This is a genomic window from Streptomyces sp. NPDC030838 (assembly GCF_055572035.1).
This window is the reverse complement of sequence record NZ_JBVIED010000001.1, coordinates 572,846-593,595: the sequence shown is the minus strand read 5'-3', so window position 1 is coordinate 593,595 and position 20,750 is coordinate 572,846. Positions and strand designations below refer to the sequence as shown.

The 20,750-nt window shown below is 71.7% G+C and carries 23 protein-coding genes; 10 read left to right on the top strand and 13 right to left on the bottom strand.

The window, feature by feature from the left end:
* Nucleotides 1-125: 125 nt before the first annotated feature.
* The 4 genes from ACZ42A_RS02665 to ACZ42A_RS02650 form a co-directional block, all read right to left on the bottom strand.
* The gene (locus ACZ42A_RS02665; RefSeq protein ID WP_468525304.1) at nucleotides 126-794 is read right to left on the bottom strand and encodes a class I SAM-dependent methyltransferase; all 669 of its coding nucleotides are present in this window, start codon (nucleotides 792-794) and stop codon (nucleotides 126-128) included.
* Between the two features lie 78 nt (nucleotides 795-872).
* Nucleotides 873-1,328 carry a glycine-rich domain-containing protein gene (locus ACZ42A_RS02660; protein WP_468525303.1) on the bottom strand — a complete coding sequence of 152 codons (456 nt, stop codon included), beginning with the start codon at nucleotides 1,326-1,328 and terminating at the stop codon, nucleotides 873-875.
* A gap of 236 nt (nucleotides 1,329-1,564) precedes the next feature.
* Nucleotides 1,565-2,113, bottom strand: a complete 549-nt coding sequence (locus ACZ42A_RS02655) for a DUF6415 family natural product biosynthesis protein (RefSeq protein ID WP_468525302.1) — start codon at nucleotides 2,111-2,113, stop codon at nucleotides 1,565-1,567.
* Nucleotides 2,110-2,319 carry a hypothetical protein gene (locus ACZ42A_RS02650; protein WP_468525301.1) on the bottom strand — a complete coding sequence of 70 codons (210 nt, stop codon included), beginning with the start codon at nucleotides 2,317-2,319 and terminating at the stop codon, nucleotides 2,110-2,112. Before ACZ42A_RS02650 ends, ACZ42A_RS02655 begins: the two co-directional genes overlap by 4 nt.
* A gap of 172 nt (nucleotides 2,320-2,491) precedes the next feature.
* Here ACZ42A_RS02650 and ACZ42A_RS02645 point away from each other — a divergent pair, with 172 nt between their 5' ends.
* The 3 genes from ACZ42A_RS02645 (at nucleotide 2,492) to ACZ42A_RS02635 (ending at nucleotide 4,490) form a co-directional block, all read left to right on the top strand.
* Nucleotides 2,492-3,244 (top strand): DUF6879 family protein, encoded by a 753-nt coding sequence (locus ACZ42A_RS02645; RefSeq protein ID WP_468525300.1) that lies wholly within the window; start codon nucleotides 2,492-2,494, stop codon nucleotides 3,242-3,244.
* A gap of 10 nt (nucleotides 3,245-3,254) precedes the next feature.
* A complete protein-coding gene (locus tag ACZ42A_RS02640; protein WP_468525299.1) occupies nucleotides 3,255-4,106 on the top strand; it encodes a helix-turn-helix domain-containing protein in 852 nt (283 codons plus the stop codon).
* Nucleotides 4,107-4,268: 162 nt separating this feature from the next.
* On the top strand, nucleotides 4,269-4,490 hold the full coding sequence (locus tag ACZ42A_RS02635; RefSeq protein ID WP_468525298.1) for a hypothetical protein: 222 nt from the start codon (nucleotides 4,269-4,271) through the stop codon (nucleotides 4,488-4,490).
* Nucleotides 4,491-4,811: 321 nt separating this feature from the next.
* Here the strand turns inward: ACZ42A_RS02635 and ACZ42A_RS02630 are convergent, their stop codons facing one another.
* Together ACZ42A_RS02630 and ACZ42A_RS02625 are read right to left on the bottom strand one after the other, a co-directional pair.
* Nucleotides 4,812-5,036, bottom strand: a complete 225-nt coding sequence (locus tag ACZ42A_RS02630; protein ID WP_468525297.1) for a hypothetical protein — start codon at nucleotides 5,034-5,036, stop codon at nucleotides 4,812-4,814.
* A gap of 1,546 nt (nucleotides 5,037-6,582) precedes the next feature.
* Complete coding sequence (locus tag ACZ42A_RS02625; protein ID WP_468525296.1) at nucleotides 6,583-6,930, bottom strand: hypothetical protein; 348 nt, start codon at nucleotides 6,928-6,930, stop codon at nucleotides 6,583-6,585.
* A 134-nt stretch (nucleotides 6,931-7,064) separates the two neighbouring features.
* Here ACZ42A_RS02625 and ACZ42A_RS02620 point away from each other — a divergent pair, with 134 nt between their 5' ends.
* Both ACZ42A_RS02620 and ACZ42A_RS02615 read left to right on the top strand, forming a co-directional pair.
* Entirely contained in the window at nucleotides 7,065-7,346 is a 282-nt protein-coding gene (locus tag ACZ42A_RS02620; RefSeq protein ID WP_468525295.1) for a chaplin, read from the top strand.
* Nucleotides 7,347-7,422: 76 nt separating this feature from the next.
* Entirely contained in the window at nucleotides 7,423-7,929 is a 507-nt protein-coding gene (locus tag ACZ42A_RS02615) for a GNAT family N-acetyltransferase (protein WP_468525294.1), read from the top strand.
* Between the two features lie 21 nt (nucleotides 7,930-7,950).
* On the opposite strand, the gene ACZ42A_RS02610 is transcribed toward ACZ42A_RS02615, so the two are convergent.
* A complete protein-coding gene (locus ACZ42A_RS02610; RefSeq protein WP_468525293.1) occupies nucleotides 7,951-8,850 on the bottom strand; it encodes a ketopantoate reductase family protein in 900 nt (299 codons plus the stop codon).
* A gap of 135 nt (nucleotides 8,851-8,985) precedes the next feature.
* On the opposite strand from ACZ42A_RS02610, the gene ACZ42A_RS02605 reads away from it, so the two are divergent.
* The 3 genes from ACZ42A_RS02605 to ACZ42A_RS02595 all read left to right on the top strand — a co-directional run bounded on the left by ACZ42A_RS02605 (nucleotide 8,986) and on the right by ACZ42A_RS02595 (nucleotide 12,078).
* Nucleotides 8,986-9,216, top strand: coding sequence for a DUF2277 domain-containing protein (locus ACZ42A_RS02605; protein ID WP_468525292.1), 231 nt, complete (start codon nucleotides 8,986-8,988; stop codon nucleotides 9,214-9,216).
* Between the two features lie 111 nt (nucleotides 9,217-9,327).
* Nucleotides 9,328-10,785, top strand: a complete 1,458-nt coding sequence (locus tag ACZ42A_RS02600; protein ID WP_468525291.1) for a basic amino acid/polyamine antiporter — start codon at nucleotides 9,328-9,330, stop codon at nucleotides 10,783-10,785.
* Between the two features lie 30 nt (nucleotides 10,786-10,815).
* A complete protein-coding gene (locus ACZ42A_RS02595) occupies nucleotides 10,816-12,078 on the top strand; it encodes an arginine deiminase (protein WP_468525290.1) in 1,263 nt (420 codons plus the stop codon).
* A gap of 66 nt (nucleotides 12,079-12,144) precedes the next feature.
* Here the strand turns inward: ACZ42A_RS02595 and ACZ42A_RS02590 are convergent, their stop codons facing one another.
* The 5 genes from ACZ42A_RS02590 to ACZ42A_RS02570 form a co-directional block, all read right to left on the bottom strand.
* A complete protein-coding gene (locus ACZ42A_RS02590) occupies nucleotides 12,145-12,750 on the bottom strand; it encodes a DedA family protein (RefSeq protein ID WP_468525289.1) in 606 nt (201 codons plus the stop codon).
* Between the two features lie 134 nt (nucleotides 12,751-12,884).
* Complete coding sequence (locus ACZ42A_RS02585) at nucleotides 12,885-13,343, bottom strand: DoxX family protein (protein WP_468525288.1); 459 nt, start codon at nucleotides 13,341-13,343, stop codon at nucleotides 12,885-12,887.
* Nucleotides 13,344-13,422: 79 nt separating this feature from the next.
* Complete coding sequence (locus tag ACZ42A_RS02580; RefSeq protein ID WP_468525287.1) at nucleotides 13,423-15,315, bottom strand: FAD/NAD(P)-binding protein; 1,893 nt, start codon at nucleotides 15,313-15,315, stop codon at nucleotides 13,423-13,425.
* A 203-nt stretch (nucleotides 15,316-15,518) separates the two neighbouring features.
* Nucleotides 15,519-17,162, bottom strand: a complete 1,644-nt coding sequence (locus ACZ42A_RS02575) for an alkaline phosphatase D family protein (protein ID WP_468525286.1) — start codon at nucleotides 17,160-17,162, stop codon at nucleotides 15,519-15,521.
* A gap of 74 nt (nucleotides 17,163-17,236) precedes the next feature.
* The gene (locus ACZ42A_RS02570) at nucleotides 17,237-17,881 is read right to left on the bottom strand and encodes an HNH endonuclease family protein (RefSeq protein ID WP_468525285.1); all 645 of its coding nucleotides are present in this window, start codon (nucleotides 17,879-17,881) and stop codon (nucleotides 17,237-17,239) included.
* 388 nt (nucleotides 17,882-18,269) lie between these two features.
* Here ACZ42A_RS02570 and ACZ42A_RS02565 point away from each other — a divergent pair, with 388 nt between their 5' ends.
* Both ACZ42A_RS02565 and ACZ42A_RS02560 read left to right on the top strand, forming a co-directional pair.
* Nucleotides 18,270-18,851 (top strand): TMEM165/GDT1 family protein, encoded by a 582-nt coding sequence (locus ACZ42A_RS02565; RefSeq protein ID WP_468525284.1) that lies wholly within the window; start codon nucleotides 18,270-18,272, stop codon nucleotides 18,849-18,851.
* A 196-nt stretch (nucleotides 18,852-19,047) separates the two neighbouring features.
* The gene (locus ACZ42A_RS02560; protein WP_468525283.1) at nucleotides 19,048-19,719 is read left to right on the top strand and encodes an HAD family hydrolase; all 672 of its coding nucleotides are present in this window, start codon (nucleotides 19,048-19,050) and stop codon (nucleotides 19,717-19,719) included.
* A 10-nt stretch (nucleotides 19,720-19,729) separates the two neighbouring features.
* Here the strand turns inward: ACZ42A_RS02560 and ACZ42A_RS02555 are convergent, their stop codons facing one another.
* On the bottom strand, nucleotides 19,730-20,713 hold the full coding sequence (locus ACZ42A_RS02555) for a peptidoglycan-binding protein (RefSeq protein WP_468525282.1): 984 nt from the start codon (nucleotides 20,711-20,713) through the stop codon (nucleotides 19,730-19,732).
* Nucleotides 20,714-20,750: the final 37 nt, after the last annotated feature.

The window sequence follows — 20,750 nt, the reverse complement described above, 5'->3', positions numbered from 1 at the left end:
CGGCCCCTCGGAAGACTCTCCGGGGGGCTCGTTGTCGCGACCAGGACATCGAAGCAGGCCCCCGGCGGAGGCGCCCCCGGCCGCTGGCTTCGTATCGTCGGCCGGAGTCGCGTTGTGCGTAGCAGTCAGGCTCTGGCCTGCACGATCAGCGTGCCGATCGTGCGTGGGCCAGGCGGCGCCGGCAGCACCTCCGCGTGCACGTCGGTGAAGCCGTGCCGGGCGATCAGCTGCTCCCACACGGTCGGCTCGTAGTCCCACCGCTTCACGACGAGCGGGTCCTCGTCGGCGCCGCGGGGAATGTAGGAGGCCTGGCAGCCGTAGCACCCCTCGACCGGGGGCCGCTGCGAGAACACGAGCCGGCCGCCGGGGCGCAGCCGCTCACGCACCGCGGGCAGCAGGCGGGCCGGCTCGGTGAACCACAACGCCCCGTACACCGAGTACACCGCGTCGAACCGCTCCGCCGTGCCCTGCAGGAAGCTGACGGCCTCCGCCTGGTGCAGCTCCAGGTCGTGCGTCCGCCCCCAGCGCTCGCGTGCGGCAAGCAGCTGCGCGGCCGAGATGTCGATGCCGACGGCTCGCATTCCGAGGGCGGCCAGGTGTGCGGCGTTGCCGCCCTTGCCGCACCCGAGGTCCAGGGCGTGGCCACCACGGGACAAGCCGAGAAGTTCGGCGCCGGGCCCGTGATCTTCGTACTGCGTCCAGTTGAACCAGGTCGTCTCACCGGCCGCGTTCGTCGGTCGGCGCGCAGGGCGCTGCCGCGAGTAGGTGTCCCAGGCGATCTCCGTGTCTGTCACGTAGTGCTCCGCTCGTAGGGGCAGCCGCCCGGCTGTGACACCGGACGGTTGGAGTGTCGTACAGGTGATGCTGGGAGGTCAGCCGCTGTTCGGACTGTCGGTGCATCCGGCGTGGCACTGGGAGCAGGAGGACGAGTCCCCCCACAGCTCGGAGTCGACCGTGTACCCGGCGGCGCGGATCGCGGTGAGGGTGCGCTCCCGGGTGGCCTGCGGACCGCCGGGCGTCTCGTCGGTCGGGACGTGGTGGACGAAGCGTCCGACGACCCGTTCACAGAACGACGCGTAGTCGACGGTGTGCAGGATGAACGCGTGCCAGCCGTGGTCGACCAGCTGGCTCGGGGCGAGGGACCGTCCGGGCTGGTGGCCGGACGCGGCGACGAACGCGGCGGCCTGGCCGACGATGCGGCGCGCGGTCGCCTCGTCGATGCCCGGGTGGTCGAGGGTGATACGGCGGGCGAGCCGGTCGGTCACCTCAGGGTCGACCAGGGTGAGCGGATCGGTGGTGTCCACGGGACGCTCTAACGCGATGGTCACGTCGTTCCTCCTTGTGGATGTGTGCCTCCGGTTGGAGGCGGCGGAACCCGCCCGTCCCGACTGGTCACGGGGTTCGGGGCGGGCGGGGGTCTGGGTGGGGTGGGTCGCGGCGGCCACCCTCGGGGGCGGGTGGCCTCATCCGCTACCGGTGCGGTCGGCGTCGCGGCCGGTAGCGGGGTCATCGGGACGCTGGCACTGGCCGTCGCGGAGTTCTACGGGGTGGATGGCGCTGACGGTCATGCCCGGCCCTCTGCCGACCGCGCCTGCCAGTAGGCGTGGTACAGCTGTTGGGCGTCCGTGCACGGCAGTTTGGCGTTCACGCCGGCATCGTCCGTGGTTGAGCAGGTGACGCACTGGATGCAGTGGGTCCACCAGTGGAGGAGTGCGGCCTGCCTCTCGTCGAGGATGTCGGGCTGCTCGCGGCTCAGGTTCTCGTAGTGGTCGCACAGGGCGTTGACGGATCGGGCGAGCCGCTGTGCGTGCGCGATTCGCGCGGGCAGCGAGCGGCCGGGGTCCAGGCCGAGACGGGTGCGGGCCTCCCCGACGCCGGCGTGCGCGCAGGCGCGCGGCACGTCGTCCTCGGGGAAGCGCTCGGCCAGCGCCTCGACGACCGGGATGGCGAGCATGAGGTGTCCACGCAGCTGGAGGATCAGCGTGTTCAGCTCCTCGTCGGAGGGCAGTTCGGCGTCCTCCGCAAGCAGGCTGCGCGCGGTCCCGCGCATCACAATGACGTCGATTGGGAGGCGCTGTTCCACATCCAAGGCGCCAATCTGGCTCTTGGTCATGCTGGCTGCCGTCCTTTCTGGAGCGCGATCGCGAGCCGCAGCGCAACATCAGCACGGACCCGCCCGAGGTCGACGAGGCCCAGCTGAGGCGTCGCCAAGTCCGCGGCGAGGCACGGCAGAAAGATCCCGGCCTGGTCGAGGGCCGCGTGGAGGGACTCCACGGCGGAGAACGGGTCGACGTCGGTCGACATCTGCGGGTTGGCCATGGCTCGGACCGTACGGAGGCTGTGGCGGCCGTCACCATGCTGTGTTCTCGAATGTTCTCAACAGGTGGCCGGATGTTCTCTCGTGGTCTCACCAAGGTGAGTGCACGCTGTATTACCTGGCGCCTGGGGTGGCGATGCTGAAGGCCGAGAACAGCTACGGAGGGGACCCGCCATGGCGCGACGACTGCGGTTCAACGGCACCGACAGCAAGAACGGCAGCTGCCCGGCCGTGCACGAGGACGTGGACAGCGGTGAGATCATCGTGCAGGGCCAGCCGGTCACCGACCCCGACGAGCTGCGCCAGCTCCAGCACTTCGGGCCCGGCGACGCTGCGGTCGTCGTGCCCCGCGAACTGCTCGTGAATCACGGCCCGAAGGAGATGCGCCGCGTGCCCAAGCTGGTGGACCTGGAGGAGTTTGGGCGGCTGTTCCACCACTTTGAGCACTCGGCGTGGCACCTGGAGACCCGCCGCGGGTACGCCTCAGACCGGGAGGACGAGGGCTACGCGCAGTTCCTGGCCACGGGCCAGGCGCCGATGGACTTGGACAGCGAGTGGTGCCAGAACATCCTGCGGCAGACGCAGGCGGGGAAGTATGTGGGCCGGGTGCGCGTGGTCGACAACCCGCCGACCGAGGGCCAGCAGTTCCTGCTCTCGTACGCGCGGTGCAACGCGGCCACGGGCGAGGACGCCAGGTGCGTCTGGCGTGAGGACGCCGAGCGGGTTCGCCTTCCGGAAGAGGACTTCTGGGTCTTCGACAGTCGCCTTGTCGCGATCCTCCGCTTCGACGACGAGGACGTCTTCCACGACGTCGAGATCACCACCGAGCCCGCGGAAGTGCTGCGGTACTGCCAGGTGCGGGACGCCGCCCTCCACGCGTCCATCCCGTACGACGAGTTCGCCGCCCAGCTCGACACGAAGGGCTGACCGAACGCAGGTGAGCACGGACTACCAGCAGGCCCGGGAGGCGCTCGGCGTGCGGCTGCGCGAGCTGCGTCTCTCGGCTGCTGGTGGTCGCCTCACCGGACCCCAGCTCGCTGAGCGCCTCGGTTGGGTCCACTCGAAGGTCTACAAGCTGGAAGGCGGCCGGCAGACCGCGACCAGCGATGACCTGCGCGCATGGGCTGAGGCAGTCGGCCGGCCCGACGTGACCGAGGAACTCCTCGCCCGGCTACGCGGCTTCGAGTCGCACATCCGGTCCTGGCGGCGCCAGCTCGCCTCCGGTCACCGGCCCGTGCAGGACACCTGGAACATAGCCGTCGACCGGGCCCGCACGATCCGTGCCTGGGAGGAGGCCGTCATCCCGGGCATGCTCCAGACCGCCGACTACGCGCGGCACATCTTCCTGCGGTACGCGAGCCTGCACGGCACGAAGCCGGACACGGAGGAGGCGGTGCGGTCCCGGATGGAGCGGCAGGCGTGGCTGTACCGGGGCGGCCAGGCCTTCCGGGCTCTGGTCTGGGAGGCTGCGCTGCACGCGCTGGTGTGTCCGCCGGCCGTGCTCGTCGCCCAGCTGGACCGGCTTACCGGACTGGTCGGGATGGACACGGTGGAGATCGGCATCGTCCCGCTCGGTGCGTCGCTGAAGATCCCGACGGCCAACGGGTTCTGGGTCCTGGACGAGCAGCTCGTCATCACCGAGGACTGGCACGCCGAGCTGTGGCTTGACGACGCCGAGACGGTGGCGTCCTACATGCGGGTGTGGGAGACGTTGGCCGAGTCCGCGGTGTACGGCACGGACGCGCAGAACGTGATCGCCCGCGTACGACGGTCGCTGAATCCCCGCTGAGGCCGACACGACGAAAGGGCCCCCTCCCGCCGCAGGCGAGGGGGGCACCGTTTCAGCGAAGGAAGAGGGCTGCTGCGCCAGTCGCTGTCCCGACCACGCAGGGAGAATGCTTACGGTCTGGAGCGGTCAACGCCGGTTCTCCAAGGCCACCAGGCACTGCTCGTGTTCGGTCAGGGGCTTGTCGGTCTGCTCGCTACGCTGCACGAGGAGCGCGAGCTGGCCGTCGACGCGCGTGAATCCCACCTCCATCGTCCGCTGAAGCTCGGACAGTTCGAGGGCGATCTGCCTCGACTCAGCGTCACCGCAGGGTCCCCCGCCCTACTGCACAGTGCTGGCCACGCGCTGGGCGAAGGCCTCGGCTTCGAACTGGAGGCGCACGCTTAGCGGCACGGTGGTGGGCTGGACGTACTGCGGCCGCCTGGCCCAGCAGCAGACCGGCCACCACGGGAACGACCGTACGCGTGAGACTCGTGAACAGGTTGGGCATGGGTCAGTCCTTCACGTCGAAGCCGCGGCGGCGGCCGAGCTTGGTGAGCGATGCGATACCTGGCACGCCGTCGGCGTCCCGGCCGGTCCAGCCGCAGCGGCGCCGTCACGCGGCGTACGCCTCGCGGGTCGCGGTCCCGAAGCGGCCGTCAGCGAGCGACCGGGCGAGGAGCCCCTCGCGGACGAGGGCGTCCTCCACGACCTTCACGCCCGCGTAGCTCACGGGTGTGCCCTTCTTCGGAGGTGCTCGATCGCGTCGCGCATCGCGTGCAGCAACTCGTCCGTCGGCTCGGTCACGCCGCTGGAGCTGACCAGGCCGAGCACGGCGTAGTGCGCCCGGTTGAGGGTCTGGTTGCCGTTGGCGCCGGTCCGGTGTCCGGTGCCGCGGCCCTCGAGTACGTAGCCGTGGACGCAGGTCGGCGCCTCCATGAGCGACCCGGCCACGCGGACGACGACCGTGCGGGTAGGCGCGAACAGCCTATCGGGCTGGACGGCGTGGGCGACGCGCAGCGACTGCGGCCCGGGCGGCCCGTTCAGGGTGAGGACTTCGCCCTCCCACAGCGCGCACAGCGGGCACTCCAGCGGGCGTCCGACACGATCACGAGCCCTACGCCGATCTCGGCCGGGGCGTCGATGTGGCCCTCGACCACGGCCCGGGCGGTGACCGACCGTACGGCCATCTCCGCGTATGGCGACGATCCGCCGGTGCGCGTCGATGACCGCGCGAGTGATCCGCTGCGCAGTGAACCTCCCTGGCTCGCTTGGCTAAGACGCAGGAGCGATCACCGTCTCCTTCGTCGGCGCGAAGGTGTCCACGTATGTGCTTTCGGGGCCATTGCGAGCGAGACTCTCCTCGACGTCCACTCCTGAGCATTCGATTCCAGGGAAAGAGGCGCATTCGTTTTCTCGCGCCAGGGCAGCAGTCCAGGTCACCGTCGAAGCTTCGGGCACCGTAAATTTAGCTGTCCAGGTTTTACTTCGTTTATTGATTGTTGCTTTCTGTACATCCCAGGGCGGGTAAGTACCCGACGCGGCTTTGTGGATTTCCAATTTTCCGAGCGCGTATATGGTCCATCCCTCTTGCAGTCCGTCGTAGTCCCCGGCGAGTGTCACGACCACCGTGTTGGCTTCGCTGGAGGCGCGATCCTCTGTAATCGAATTGACATGGACGAAAGGACCTGACGTGACGACTGGCGAGGGTGATTTAACGGTCGACTCCGAACCGCTGCCCCCGTCGCCTCCGCTCTGCAAGAGGGGCACGGCTATGGCTGCTGCCGCCGCGACCAGCGCCGCGAGGAGCGTTTGCCATCCATGCGAGGCAGCCAGTGCCCGGCGTGCTCGGCCTGTTTGCCGGGCTGCAGATTGGTTGGGCTGCGAGGGAGGACTTCTATGCGATCGTGAGGGTGACATGTGAACCCCTCAATGGGTTGCACTACCAGAGTCTCTCGCATTTGGATTGAGTGCATTCTCGAAGCCCTCTGCACCTCTGCCTGGACCTGTTCCTTGGTCCCAGTCGGGGTTCTCGTCTCGACGAGGGTCTTGGTCGATGCGACCTTGGGCCGGTGCAGCAGCTCGGCTGGGCGTCCTCGGTCATCGACGTGTCGAAGGTGAGGCCGATTTCGGCGGCGATCACGGACACGGTGCGCGACCGATACAGCGGGCGATCTCGTTCCGGCCGTGGCCCTGCGCGTGCAACTCGGCGACCGGGCGGTAGTCCTGGTGGGTGACCGGGCGGCCGCACTGGTTCGGCATCGTCACCTCGCGGGTGATGCTGGCAGGGGCCGGGGAGGCATCCTCGGGCGGGGCGGCGGCGTCCTGGGTGGGCTGGGGTGTCGCGGGTGTGGGGGCGGGCGGGTGGAGGCTGAGTACAACCGCGAGCGCGAGCCAGGTGGCGACGCAGACCGGGAGGGCGACATCCCAGCCGGGCCAGCCGCGGAGGAACCCGGCCGCAACGGCCGGGGTCTTCGTCGTCCTACGCCGTCCTGCCGTCTCAGCTCTCCTCCGGCTCCCCGGCACCCCCATGCGCGTGCTTCAGTTTGGAGCGGGCGTCGACGCGGTCCGGGCCGGACAGTTCCGACCAGTAGCGGTGGGTGCTGACGAAGACCGCGAGTTCGTGTTCGCGGCGGCGCAGTTTCTCGACCTCGGCCTGTTCCTCGGCCGACCAGCCGGGGGAGGCGGGGCGCTCCACCTTGCGCCAGCCGCCGTCGTCGCTGAAGCCGTCCAGGGGCTCGACCGACCAGGGGAGCCGCTTCAGCAGGGCCGACAGCTCGGCCCGGACCTGATGCAGCTCCTCCTGACCGGCGAGGAGGTCGCTGGGGAAGTCATAGGTCGTAGCCACGCGCCAATGCTACGCCTGTTCGATTTTGGGTCGCGAGTGACTTCCCCCGTTCGGGGTAGCAGTGGCGGCGGTGCGGCTGTCCTCCTGCGCAGAATCAGGGCACATCCCTTCCTTTCCGACAAAGGAGAACAATCGTGCGCATCACCGCGAGGATCGCCGTGACCGTCGTCGCCGGCGCCGCCCTGGCCCTGGCCGGGACCACCACCGCCACCGCCACCGACGACGACACCGACACCGGCACGGGCATCTGCGACGACGGCGGCGCCTGCGCCGTCGGCGTGGCCGCCAACTCGCCCGGCGTCCTGTCCGGCAACCTCATCCAGATTCCGGTCGACCTGGACCTGAACGTGTGCGGCAACTCCATCGGCGTCCTCGGGCTCGGCAACTCCGCGACGGGCAACTACTGCGAGAACTGAGGCATGGAGGGGGACCCGGTCCCTCGTACGGCCCGAGCCGGGCCCGTTGTCAGTGCCGGCGCCTAACGTGGTCGGCATGGACAGCGAGGTGCGGCTCGTGCCGTGGGGGGAAGACGACTTCTGGCTGCTGCGCAGGAGCAACAGCCCGGAGATGACGGAGCACTTGGGCGGGCCGGAGAGTGAGGAAAAGCTGGCCGACCGGCACCGGCGGTATGTGGCGCTGAGAGTGGGGCGGATGTACCGGGTGGTGCTCGCGGACGGGGGCGAGACGGTCGGCTCGATCGGCTTCTGGGAGCGCGAGTGGCGGGGCGGGACGGTGTGGGAGACCGGCTGGTCGGTGCTGCCCGAGTTCCAGGGACGCGGCCTGGCCGTGCGGGCGGCCCGCGCCGTCGTCGAGGAGGCACGGGCCGCCGGGCGGCACCGCTGGCTGCACGCCTATCCGAAGGTGACGCACACCGCGTCCAACCGGGTGTGCGAACGGGCCGGGTTCACCCTGCTCGGGCCGGTCGAGTTCGCATACCCGAAGGGGAACCGGATCACCTGCCACGACTGGCGATACGACCTGACCGGCGAGGACGGCTGACCCGGCGCCGCACGGGGGGCGTCAGTGGCCGGCGTCGCGTAGGTCGCGTACCACCCTTTCCGCGACCGGCACGGAGATGCCGTGGCGGTCCGCCGCGCGCAGCAACGCCCCGCCGATCGCGTCCAGTTCGAGTGGGCGGCCGGACTCCGCGTCGCGCTGCATGGAGGACTTGGTGGCGGGCGGGAAGGCGTCGTAGCGGGCCAGGGCCTGTGCCGGGTCGGCCGGGCCGCCGCAGGCGTGGCTCACCGCGGCGGTCTCCTCGACCAGGGCGGTCAGCTCCGCGCGGTGACGGGTGCGGACCTCGCCGAGCGGGACGGCGTACCGGGTGGTGAGCAGGGCGAAGGGCGCCAGGAAGGACATCTTCGCCCACAGCGTCGCCGCCTCGTCGTCCAGCACCCGGGTGGCGGGGCCGGCCGCCGCGAACGCCGCCGCGAGGGCGTCGAGGCGGGCGCGCGGGACCGGGTCGCCGGTCAGGTCGATCTCGGCGAACGGGCTGGCGTGCTCGATCTCGCCGGGCGCGACCCGGGTCGACTCGACGCGGATCGCGGCCGGGGCCACCTGGCCGGGGCGGTAGCGGTCGCGGAGCAGGGAGGGGTGTTCGACGCCGTTGAGGAACGGCACGAGCAAGGTGTCGCCGAGGGTTTCCGGGTCCGCCGGGAGGCGGGTCAGGGCGGCGTCGAGGGCGGTGTGCTTGACGGTGATCAGGCATGCGTCGACCGGTTCGCGCAGTGCGGTGTCGGCTTCCACGGGTGCGGTGAAGTCGCCGAAGCGGGCGCTGCGGACCCGGATGCCGGTGGTGCGCAGGGTGCGCGCGGTGTCCTCGCCGGACAGGCAGATCACGCGGTGGCCGGCGCGGGAGAGCAGAGCGGCGAGCAGGCCGCCCACGCCGCCGGGACCGAGCACGGCGATGGTGTGTGCCACGAGGTGGCTCCTCTCGTTGGTCGGCCCCGGGGTCGGTGGCCGCCTGGTGTGGATCATGGCAGGCGGGGCGGGGGTGCGGACAGCGGGGGTTCGAAGGGCGAGACGTGCGAGGCGGGAGAGGGGGAGACTGGGACCATGTGCCGGAGTATCAAGACGCTACGTCCGCCCGTGTTGCCCGAGGAGGCGACCGAGGAGGACATTCGGGCCGCCGCGTTGCAGTACGTACGGAAGGTGTCCGGGTTCCGGGCGCCGGCCGCGCACAACCGCGAGGTCTTCGATCACGCCGTCGACGCCATCGCCGAGGCCACGGCCGAGCTGCTGGCCGGGCTGGAGGTACGGGGGCAGCCCGCCCGCAAGGCCGGCTAGCCGGGAGGCGGTGTCTCCGTGACCTACGGCCGTACCGTCCCCGTGACCCACGGCCACCCAGCGTCACGGCACAACGTGCGATACGTGGACGCTTGGCACAACCTGTGACGTATGACCCGAGCCGAGGCCGCGGACGGCCCCGCCAGGACGTCGCACACCGCCAGGCTGACCCTGCCCACGCTGACCGCCATGGTCGTGGGCTCCATGGTGGGCGCCGGGGTGTTCTCCCTGCCCCGCCGGTTCGCAGAGGAGACCGGCGTCGCGGGAGCGCTCATCGCCTGGCTCGTCGCCGGGACCGGCATGCTGATGCTCGCCCTGGTCTTCCAGACCCTCGCCGTCCGCAGGCCCGACCTCGACGCGGGCGTCTACGCGTACGCCAAGGCGGGCTTCGGCGAGTACCTGGGCTTCTTCTCCGCCTTCGGGTACTGGGCGAGCGCCTGCGTCGGCAACGTGACCTACTGGGTGCTGATCATGTCGACCGTGGGCGCCCTGTGGCCCGCGCTCGGCGAGGGGGACACCCTGCTGGCGGCGGCGCTGTCGTCGGTCGGACTGTGGGGGTTCTTCCTGCTCGTCCGGCGCGGGGTGAAGGAGGCCGCGGCGATCAACAGGATCGTGACGGTCGCGAAGATCGTTCCCATCCTGGTCTTCGTCGTGCTGGCGCTCTTCTACTTCGACGCCAAGGTCTTCGCCGACAACTTCGGCGGCGCCGACTACGCCGGATCCCTCTTCAGCCAGGTCCGCGGGACGATGCTCGCCACCGTCTTCGTGTTCCTCGGCGTCGAGGGCGCCAGCGTGTACTCGCGGCACGCCAAGCGCCGGGAGGACGTGGGCCGGGCGACCGTCCTGGGCTTCCTCAGCGTCTTCGCCGTGTTCGCGTCGGTGACGATCGTGTCGTACGGGCTGATGCCCATGGCCGAGATCGCCGAGCTGCGCCAGCCCTCCATGGCCGGCGTACTGGAGCACGCGGTCGGCACCTGGGGCCAGGTCTTCGTCAGCGTGGGTCTGATCATCTCCGTGCTCGGCGCCTATCTGGCCTGGACGCTGATGGCCGCCGAGGTGCTCTTCGTGGCGGCCAAGGACGAGGACATGCCGCGCTTCCTGCGCCGCGCGACCGCCGACGACGTGCCCGTGGCGGCGCTGCTGATGACGACCCTGCTGTCCCAGGTCGTGCTGATCGTCACGCTGTTCTCCGACGACGCCTTCGCCTTCGCCCTCGATCTGACCAGCGCGCTCTCGCTGATCCCCTACCTGCTGGCGGCGGCCTTCGCCGCGAAGATCGCCTGGCAGTGGCGCCGACTGCCCGACGCGGCCGGGGGCGGCAGGACCGGGGAACTGGCCGTCGGCGTGGTCGCCACCCTCTACACGGCGTTCCTGCTGTACGCGGCGGGCCTGAAGTTCGTGCTGGTGTCCTTCATCCTCTACGCCCCGGCGACGATCCTCTTCGTCAAGGCGCGCCGCGAGCAGCGCAGACGCCTCTTCTGGCCACGTGAAGTCGCCGTCCTCTGTGTCTCGGTGGCCGGCGCGCTGCTCGGGATCGTCGCGCTGGCGGTGGGCTGGATCGAGTTGTGACACGCTCCCGGAAAGGCAAAGGCAATCGATATGACCGCGCAGGACAACGCATCGCAGCCCGCCTACGGCGTCCACTCCGAAGTCGGCAGACTGCGCAAGGTGCTGGTGTGCGCGCCGGGTCTCGCGCACCGCAGGCTCACCCCCACCAACGCCGACGATCTGCTCTTCGACGACGTGATGTGGGTGGAGAACGCCCAGCGCGACCACGCCGACTTCGTGAACAAGCTGCGCGGCCGTGGCGTCGAGGTGGTCGAGCTGCACGAGCTGCTCGCCGAGACCATGGCGATCCCGCAGGCGCGGGACTGGCTCCTCGACCGCAAGATCGTCGCCAACGAGGTCGGTCTCGGTCTGATCGACGGCACCCGGTCCTTCCTGGAGACGCTCGCGCCGCCCCGGCTCGCCGAGTATCTGATCGGCGGCCTGGCCGTGGCCGATCTGCCGGAGGAGTTCCGCTCCGGGTATGTGGCCCTGGCCCGCGAGTCGACGGGCGTGCGCGAGTATCTGATGCCGCCGCTGCCCAACACCCTCTACACCCGCGACACCACCTGCTGGCTGTACGGCGGGGTCACCCTGAACCCCCTGTACTGGCCCGCCCGGCACGACGAGACCCTGCTGATGAAGGCCGTCTACACCTTCCACCCGGACTTCAAGGGCGCGACCGTGTGGTGGGGCGACCCCGAACTCGACTGGGGGCAGGCCACGTTCGAGGGCGGCGACATCATGCCCGTCGGCAACGGCGTGGTGCTGATGGGCATGAGCGAGCGGACCTCACGGCAGGCGATCACCCAGGTCACGGCGGCCCTGTTCGCGCAGGGCGCGGCGGAGCGGGTCATCGTCGCCGGGATGCCGAAGCTGCGCTCGGCGATGCACCTCGACACCGTCTTCACCTTCGCCGACCGTGACCTGGTCACGCTCTACCCGCGCATCATGGACGGCGTCCACACCTTCACCCTGCGCCCCTCGGACCAGGCTCCCGGCGTCGACATCACCGACGAGGGCGCGCGGCCGTTCACCGAGGTCGTCGCCAAGGCGCTCGGGCTGCCCGGGCTGCGGGTCGTCGAGACCGGCGGCGACGTCTACGCCTCCGAGCGCCAGCAGTGGGACAGCGGCAACAACGCGGTCGCCCTGGAGCCGGGGGTGGTGTTCACCTACGACCGGAACACCCAGACGAACACCCTGCTCCGTAAGGCGGGGGTGGAGGTGATCACCATCGTCGGCGCGGAACTCGGCCGTGGCCGGGGCGGCGGGCACTGTATGACCTGCCCGCTCGTCCGCGACCCCGTCGACTTCTGAATGCCGGCCCCCGGATGAGCCCGGCCTTCGGATGAGCCAAGCCCCCGGATGAAGCCGACCCCCGTCTCAGGCCCGCCGCATCAGATACGTCGCCGCCGCGCCCGCCCCGAACAGCGCCAGCAGGGACACCCCCGTCGCCAGCCAGGTCGCGCCCAGCCAGTGGGCGCCGAAGTAGCCGAGGGCGACGCTGTAGGTGGCCCAGGACAGGCCGGCCAGGGCGGACCAGGGAAGGAAGTCGCGGGCCCGGCGGTGGGCGGCGCCGGCGCCGAGGGAGACGACCGAGCGGCCGGCGGGGGCGAAGCGGGCCAGGACGACCAGGGCGCCGCCGCCCCGGGCCAGCGCCGCGCCGAGACGTTCCTGCGCGAGGCTGAGGCGGGGCGAGCGGGCGATCGCGCGGTCCAGCCGGTCGCCGCCGCGCCAGGCGAGGCGGTAGGCGACGAGGTCGCCGAGTATGGACGCGGTCGTGGCGCACAGCGTCAGCATCAGGATGTCGGGGACGTCGCGGGGGACCTTTCCGGTCGCCGCGCCGGTGCCCGCGGCCGCCGCGGTCGCCGCCATGATGACCAGCACCCCGCTCGGCAGCACCGGCAGGAACACGTCAAAGAGGACCGACGTGGCCACCACCGCGTAGATCCATGGACTGCCTGCCAGCGACCCCAGATTCTCGAGCACCGTTACTCCCCGTTGTCCCCCGTGTGCCCTACGAGGGTACGCCCGGGGTGTGACAGGGGGGTCGCAGGGGGCTCGTGTGTTCGACACGAGCCCCCGCGGTGTCAGACCGTCACGCCGCCACCGGCGTCAGTCCGTCACGCCGCCACCGGCGACTTCCGCGCCGCCGGCTCCGCCTCGGCCTCGGCGGACCGCTTGGCGAACAGCCGGTCCAGGCCGAACGCGCCGGAGCCGGTGAAGACCAGCAGGAAGAAGGCCCAGCAGAACATCGCCGAGGCCTCGCCGCCGTTCTCCATCGGCCACAGGGCCATGGACTGGTGGACGTCGAAGTAGGCGTACGCCATCGACCCGGAGGCGATGAACGCCGCCGCGCGGGTGCCGAGGCCGAGCATCACGAGTGCGCCGCCGACCAGCTGGATGACGGCCGCGTACCAGCCGGGCCAGGTGCCGGCGGGGATGGTGCCGCCGGCGCCGCCCGCCGCACCGCCGAGCACGCCGAACAGGGAGGCGGCGCCGTGGCAGGCGAAGAGCAGGCCGACCACGATCCGGAACAGGCCGATCACATAGGGCTGTGCGCTGTTGAGACGTGCGGTCATGTGGGGGGCTCCTTCGGTCGGGCGGGTCCGGCGGACCCGTCGGGGACAGAACCGAGTGGAGCACCCACGTTAGGCGGACCTAATCAATGCTTGCAAGTTCAACATTTAGCCGTTGCTTACGTTCCGCTTGCGGTCCCGCGTCCGCCCCCGGCGCCGTCCGGCCCTCCTCCGCCGCTTTCCGCAGCACCGCCCGCGCCATCGCGTCCGCGTCCGCCAGCGTCACCGAGTCCACCCCAGGCCGGGCCCCTGCGGCGGTCACCCAGTGCACCCCTTCCGTGGGCACCCCGAACGCCAACCGGCGCTCGTGCGAGCGTCCCTGACGGTCGATCAGGAGGTACGGCCGCGGCGACACGTCCAGCCCTCCGGTTTCGTACCCGTCGACCGTGTGGGGGCGCGCCTGCCCGCTCTCCAGCAGCCCGGCGAGCAGGTCGTCGGCGGTCCGCCGCAGGTCCGGTTCCGGCAGCCGGGCCTCGACGAGCGTCGTCACCCGCACCTCCGACCCCGGCACCAAGGGCGACCGCGCGATCCAGGCCCCGTCCGCGCACCGCACCTCCAGCCGCGGGCCCAGCACCTCCACCACGCCCGCCGCGATCAGCGCGGCCAGTTCCTCGATGCGCCGGCGGGGCGGGCCGATGGAGAGGAAGGCGTTGAGCGGGGTGTACCAGCGGTCGAGGTGGTCCCGGCGGGAGGCGCCGGTCAGCCCCGCGTGGTCGACGATCAGCCGTATCTCGTTGCGCAGATCGCGCAGTACGTCGAGGGCCGCCTTGAGTGGCCCGCGGACGTTCCCCAGGGCGGCCTGCGCGGCGTCCTCGCGCAGATGGCCCAGGAGCCACGCCCGCCACTGCCCCGGACCGGCGAACTCCCGCTCCCCGTACGGCCGGGATATTCGCTCCCAGGACCAGCGTTCGCCCTCCGGCACGCCGAACTCGTCGAGCAGCCGCGCCTCTTCCAGATCCCCGTGCGGCACCGCGAGGAAGCGGTCGGCGAAGTCCGGCCGCCGCAGCAGAGCCGTGTAGTAGACGGTCTCCACCTCCTTCGCCACCAGCGGCCATATCTCCGCGAGGAAGTCCGGCGCGTCCCCCGAGTCCGCGCGTTTGCGGAAGCCGGAGATCATCTCCGGGGTGAGCACCAGCGGGGTGTGCCGGCCGTACGGCCCCTTGGCGTTGTCGCCGCGCGCCTGGTACGGCACGCCGCGCCGGGACCCGGCGTACAGCCGTGGCTCGTGGCCGGAGGGGACGTAGCGCAGCTCCTCGCCGGCCCGCTCGAAGCGACCGCCCCGGCCGGTCGTCAACAGGGCCATGTGGTCGAAGAAGTTGAGGCCGAGCCCGCGCAGCAGTACCGGTTCGCCGGGTGCCACGGCGGCCAGGTCCACGTCGGCCGGATTGGCGGGCGGCACATGGCGCAGACCGTGCGCGGCGGCGTACGACGTCAGGCGGCGCTGTTCCGCGTCGGCGGTGACCGGCAGATGGCCCTGGGCGAGGACGACGGCGCTGAGGCCGGTCAGCGCGCGGCCGTCGTCCAGGGTCAGGGTCTGGCGCCCGTCGGGTCCGTCCGCCAGCCGTACCGCGCGGGCGCGGTGGGTCTCGACCCGCACGCCGGGCGGCGCCTCGCGCACCACCTTGGCGAACACCCATTCCAGATAGCGGCCGTAGTGGGCGCGGGTCGGGTAGTCGTCCGGGCCCAACTCGCCGTCCGCCCACTCGTACAGGCTCGGGCCCGGGCGGATCGGGCCGGAGCAGTCCACGCTGTCGTCGGTGAACAGGGTCACCTGCGAGGCGACCGTGTTCATCAGCAGCTCGGGGGACTGGTCGGTGCGCCAGACCCGGCCGGGGCCGGGCGGTGCCGGGTCGACGACGTGCACCGTCAGCCGGGTCCCGGGCGGCAGGAGGGACGGGGCGGAGGCGCAGAGGCGTTCCAGGACGCTGGTGCCGCGCGGACCGGCGCCGACCAGGGCGACGTTCGCTGTAGACAAAAGGGTGACTCCCGGGCGTGTGGGGCGCGTTGGAGCAAAACGTCCGCAGGGAGCGGACGACGGACGCCCGCAGGAAGCGGACGGTCCGCCTCATCGACGCCTCATCATGCCGTCGGCCGCCACCCAAGCCAACGCGCGCCCCAACAGATCCCGGAGATCCCTGATGTCCCGTAAACAGGCTTCATGGACCGGTTGAACAGGCCTTATGGGCCGGTCAGCACCGACTCCTGCACCGTCGTCAGCCGGGCCCCGCCGCGCCCGTTCGCCCGCGCCTGGTCCAGCCGCAGTACGGCCGAACGCCCGCGCAGGGTCAGCGTCATGAGCTGGTTGCCGAACCAGGGCCCGCCGGTCCGCCGCCAGTCCAGCGGCGGGCGCGGGATCCGCCCGTGCCCGGCGAACCGGCGCCCCAGGAACCGCGCGGCACCGCTCCAGCCGAACCGGAAGCCGAGGCGGATGGAGAGCGGGATGGAGTTGTGGACGGGGGAGCAGGTCAGTTGCAGCACCCGGGCGTCGGGGCCGCGCCCGGCCGGCCACTCCGGCTCGGCGACGTAGGCGTGGTGCACGTCCCCCGACAGCACGGAGATCGTCGCCGGCGCTCCGGGCCCCGAGCCCGCCTCGGCGATCAGGTCCGCCAGCTCCGCGAAGGACTCGGGGAAGGCGGCCCAGTGCTCCAGATCGGCGGCCCGGCGCAGCCGCTCCCCGAACCGGGCCCAGCGCGGGCCTTTCTCGCCCCGGCACAGCGCCGCGTTCCAGCCCTCGGCGTCGTGTACGAGGTGCGGCAGCAGCCAGGGCAGGGAGGTGCCGATGAGCAGGTGGTCGCAGGAGCCGGGGTCGGCCAGGGCCTGGTCGCGCAGCCAGGCGGCCTCGCCGGGGTCGAGCATCGCGCGGGCGCCCTCGTCGAGGACGCGGGCCGCGCGGGTGTCGACCATCAGCAGCCGGACCCGGCCGAAGTCGCGCCGGTAGCTCCAGCGCACGGAGGCAGGGTCGGCGTCGGCCTCGGCGGCGAAGGCGCGCAGCACGTCGGTGGCGTCGGGGGTGGCGCGGACGGCGGCGTAGAGCGGGTCCTCGGCCAGCTCCTTCGGGGTCAGGTTCCCCAGGTGCTGGTAGACCCAGTACGACATCAGCCCGCTCAGGACGCGCTCGCGCCACCAGGGCGTGGCCCGCATGTCGGCGAGCCAGGCGGCGGAGGTGTTCCAGTCGTCGACGACGTCGTGGTCGTCGAAGATCATGCAACTGGGGACGGTGGAGAGCAGCCAGCGCACCTCGGGGTCGAGCCACGACTCGTCGTAGAGCCGGGTGTACTCCTCGTAGTCCGCGACCTGGTCGCCCGGGGGTTCGCGCAGGTCACGGCGGGCGGCGAGCCAGCGGCGGGTGGCCGGGGAGGTCTCATCGGCGTAGACCTGGTCGCCGAGCAGCACCAGTACGTCGGGTCGCTCGCCGTCCGGGTCGGCGGCGAGGCAGGCGGCGAGGGTGTCGAGGGCGTCCGGTCCGACCGGGTCCGGCTCGCCGGCGGGAGGCGCGGCCCAGCGGCAGGAGCCGAAGGCGACGCGCACCGGGTCGTCCGCGAGGCCGGTGCGGATGACCGAGGGCGGGAAGCGGGAGTCCGGCAGCGGCCACACGCGGGTGCCGTCGAGGAGTACCTCGTACGCCGTCGACGTGCCCGGTGTGAGTCCGGTCACCGGCACCAGCGCGTAGTGGTGGCCCGCCACCTGGAAGGTGCGGGCGGTGCCCCGGGAGCCGTCGGCGCAGCGCACCTCGGCGGTGCACGGACGGCTCGCCTCGACCCAGACGGTCGCGGTCGCGCCGTCGGCGTACCTCAGCAGTGGCCCGAGGCGCAGTCCCGCCATGCGATCACCCTCCTCCGTCGCCCCGTACGGTACGGAACGACGGAGGCCGGCGGGGAGGTTCCGGACGGGAAGGATCAGCAGGCAGCCAGGTGGTTCTGCAGCGCGCTCTTCTCGGCGGAGTCCACGGAGAGGCCGTAGTAGTACTTCACCTGCACCCAGGCGCGGACGTAGGTGCAGCGGTAGGTGGTGCGGGACGGCATCCAGGTGGCCGGGTCCTGGTCGCCCTTGGCCTGGTTGACGTTGTCGGTGACGGCGAGCAGCTGCGGGCGGGTCAGGTCGTTGGCGAAGGCCTGGCGGCGGGAGGTGGTCCAGCTGTCGGCGCCGGAGTCCCAGGCCTCGGCGAGCGGCACGAGGTGGTCGATGTCGACGTCGGAGGCGGCGGTCCAGGTGGCGCCGTCGTACGGGGAGTACCAGCTGCCGCTGACGGCGGCGCAGGAGGAGTCCTGGACGACGTTGGTGCCGTCGCGCTTGAGGACGACCTCGCGGGTGTTGCAGGTGCCGGACTGGGTGATCCAGTGCGGGAAGAGGTCGCGGTTGTAGCCGGTGCGGTCCTCGGTGGCGACGGGGAGGGAGGCGAGGTAGGTGCGGGCGGTGGCCGCGCTGACGGGGGTGGGGAGGGCGGCGGAGGCGGAGGGGGCGTTGAACAGCGCGACGGTGGCGATCAGGGCGCTGAACGCCGCGACTATGCTCAGCCGTCGACGCGCGTAGAACCGGGCCATGCGAACTCCCTTGGAATGTGGGGGTGTTGGCGTGCGAGCGTGGGAATGCTCGCGGTGGGGTGTTGCGTACAGGTGTGCGTTCGGTAAGAAGCTAGTGACGCGTACATGACACGACAAGGTTCAGGGTCGAACTTCTCTTCGCGTACGATGGACGGCGCAGAAGGGGAGTAGCTCTTCGCCGGACCGTCGACATACTGCTCAGCTCAGCTGGGCCGGCGCCCGGAGCCGGGTCTCACGGATTCCTCGTGGACCGGCCAGCGAGACCTTCGGCAAGCAGTGCACGCCCGTGCCGCACGGCACGGGTGCCGAGTGCACTGCCCTTGCCGAGGTGTCGTGTCGAAGGGACTCAGCACTCTCGGTGGGGGCAGTCCCGACCGATTGAGGAACCTTGATCAGCCTGACCGTCACGGCGCTCGTCTTCGGCGTCGTCTTCCTCGCCGAGCTGCCCGACAAGACCGCGCTGGCCGGCCTCGTCCTGGGCACCCGCTACCGCGCCTCCTACGTCTTCGCCGGCGTCGCCGCCGCGTTCGCGCTGCATGTCGCGCTCGCCGTCGCGGCCGGCAGTGTGCTGACCCTGCTGCCGCAGCAGATCACGCACGCGCTGACCGGTGTGCTGTTCCTGGGCGGCGCGGCGATGCTGCTGATGAAGAAGGACGAGGACGAGGAGCACATCCGCAGGCCGGAGAACCAGTCCTTCTGGAAGGTCGCCGGGTCCGGCTTCATGCTGATCCTCGTCGCCGAGTTCGGCGATCTCACGCAGATCATGACCGCGAACCTCGCGGCCCGCTACGACGATCCGCTCTCCGTCGGCCTCGGTGCGGTGCTCGCGCTGTGGGCGGTGGCCGGGCTGGGCATCGTCGGCGGAAAGGCGCTGATGAAGCGGGTTCCGCTGCGGCTCATCACCAAGATCGCGGCGATGGTCATGCTGGTGCTGGGCGTGTGGAGCCTGTGGGAGGCGGTGGCCGGCTGAGCCCCCGCCGGGCGGCCGCCGAGTTGAACGGCGGGTGAAGGTTTCGCCGGGGCGCTGGCGGGATGCCGGAATTGTTTTGTACCGTGGAGGAACAAAGTGGCTCCCGCCCGTTTTCCCTGACCGGCGGGCGGGGCCGCTCTGTTTTCCCGGGGGCCACCATCCCTGTGCCCCGCCCCACGTCCTGGAGCTGCTGCCGATGACGGCCACCACCGTGCTCACCGCCCGCGCCCTCCTGCTCGACATGGACGGCACCCTCGTCAACTCCGATGCCGTGGTCGAGCGGATCTGGCGCCGCTGGGCCGACCGGCACGGGCTCGACGGCGACGAGGTGATGAAGGTGGTGCACGGCCGCCAGGGCTACGCCTCGATGGCCGTCCTGCTGCCGCACCGGCCCATGGAGCAGAACCACGCGGACAACGCGCGCATGCTCGCCGAGGAGACCGCCGACCTGGACGGCGTTGTGCCGGTCCCCGGCGCCCCCGCCTTCCTCGCCGCCCTGACCGGCGTCCCGCACGCCCTGGTGACCTCGGCGGACGTTGCCCTCTCCACGGCCCGTATGGCCGCCGCCGGCCTCCCGCTGCCCGACATCCGCGTCACCGCCGAGTCCGTCGGCGCCAGCAAGCCCGACCCCGAGGGCTTCCTCAAGGGCGCCGCCGAGCTGGGTGTCGCCCCCGCCGACTGCGTCGTCTTCGAGGACTCCGGCGCGGGCATCTCCGCCGGCCGCGCGGCCGGCATGCGGGTGGTCGGCGTCGGCCCGCGCGCCGCCGTGCACCGGCCGGACGTCCTGGTACGGGACCTGACCGAGGTGCGCGTGGAGAACGCCGGGGACGGCACGATCCGGCTGCACATCACCACCGCCGGTCGCTAGAGGCGCCCGCTCAGGGCTCCCGGGTCTCCGACTCCAGCATCTGCCGCGTCTTCGGCCCGTACACGCTCAGCTCGTCCTGGAGACCCCGGGACCACTGGTAGTTGCGCAGGGCCTGCTCGACGGGCTCGTTGAAGTTGCCGTGCGCCTCGTCGTTGTAGAGGTACAGCTGCCGCAGACGCAGCTGGAGCTCCGTCACCTCCGGGCCCCGGTCGCCGCGCCGGAGCACGGGGGCGGCCTCCGCCGGGGCACCGGCCGACGCGGTCGCGCGGGCGGTGGTCGCGGACTGGGTCGGCGTGGGTGTCGGGGTGGGCGTCGGCGTCGGGGAGGCGCTGGACGCCGACGGGCTCGGCGACGCGGACGCGCTCGCGCTGACCGACGGGGACGGGGCGGCGGACGTCGGGGACGGCGAGGCGGTGCTCGGCGTCGGGCCGGCGGACGCCTCGCTGGTCCGGGCGTCCGGTACGGCCTCCCGGACGTCCTCCGGCAGCGCGGTGTCCCGCGACGGCGTGTCGTACGAGAAGAGCCCACTCGCCAGCCCCGCCGCCGCGACGACGGCGACCACCGCGCCGGACACCACGAGCGCGACGGTACGGCGACGGCGCGGACGGTCATCCGCGTGCGGCCCGCCGGTCGTCCCGTCCTGCGGGGCGTCCTCGAACAGATCCAGGTCGGTCGTGCTGGGCGCGGCGGCCGGGGGTGCCAGTGGGGTGGGCAGTACGGCGGTGACCGGCTCGGGCTCCACCGGGCGCAGCGGCATCGTCGGCTCCGCGTCCGCGGCCGCGGGTGCCGGGGGCGTCGCCGGGGCGCCGGTGCCGTCCAGGTCGACGTACGGGCGTATGCGCAGCGGGTCGAAGTCCTCCGCCGCCGCCTGCTCCGCCGTACGGGCATCGCGCAGCGCCTCGGACGCCCGCTGCCCGCAGCCGCACGACGGGGTGTTGCCGGCCCCCCGGGCCGCCCCGCACTCCGGGCACGCGTGCCCCTTCGGCTCCGCCACGGGTTCGTCCCCTCCCCTTCGCGAACTTTCGCGATCT

Bases quoted from the DNA above. Each gene is read 5' to 3' on its own strand.
- ACZ42A_RS02615 (WP_468525294.1), top strand. From the start codon at position 7,423: ATGGACAGCGAGGTGCGGCTCGTGCCGTGGGGGGAAGACGACTTCTGG.
- ACZ42A_RS02560 (WP_468525283.1), top strand. From the start codon at position 19,048: ATGACGGCCACCACCGTGCTCACCGCCCGCGCCCTCCTGCTCGACATG.
- ACZ42A_RS02605 (WP_468525292.1), top strand. From the start codon at position 8,986: ATGTGCCGGAGTATCAAGACGCTACGTCCGCCCGTGTTGCCCGAGGAG.
- ACZ42A_RS02585 (WP_468525288.1), bottom strand. From the start codon at position 13,343: ATGACCGCACGTCTCAACAGCGCACAGCCCTATGTGATCGGCCTGTTC.
- ACZ42A_RS02655 (WP_468525302.1), bottom strand. From the start codon at position 2,113: ATGACCAAGAGCCAGATTGGCGCCTTGGATGTGGAACAGCGCCTCCCA.
- ACZ42A_RS02570 (WP_468525285.1), bottom strand. From the start codon at position 17,881: ATGGCCCGGTTCTACGCGCGTCGACGGCTGAGCATAGTCGCGGCGTTC.
- ACZ42A_RS02600 (WP_468525291.1), top strand. From the start codon at position 9,328: ATGACCCGAGCCGAGGCCGCGGACGGCCCCGCCAGGACGTCGCACACC.
- ACZ42A_RS02575 (WP_468525286.1), bottom strand. From the start codon at position 17,162: ATGGCGGGACTGCGCCTCGGGCCACTGCTGAGGTACGCCGACGGCGCG.
- ACZ42A_RS02595 (WP_468525290.1), top strand. From the start codon at position 10,816: ATGACCGCGCAGGACAACGCATCGCAGCCCGCCTACGGCGTCCACTCC.
- ACZ42A_RS02650 (WP_468525301.1), bottom strand. From the start codon at position 2,319: ATGGCCAACCCGCAGATGTCGACCGACGTCGACCCGTTCTCCGCCGTG.
- ACZ42A_RS02645 (WP_468525300.1), top strand. From the start codon at position 2,492: ATGGCGCGACGACTGCGGTTCAACGGCACCGACAGCAAGAACGGCAGC.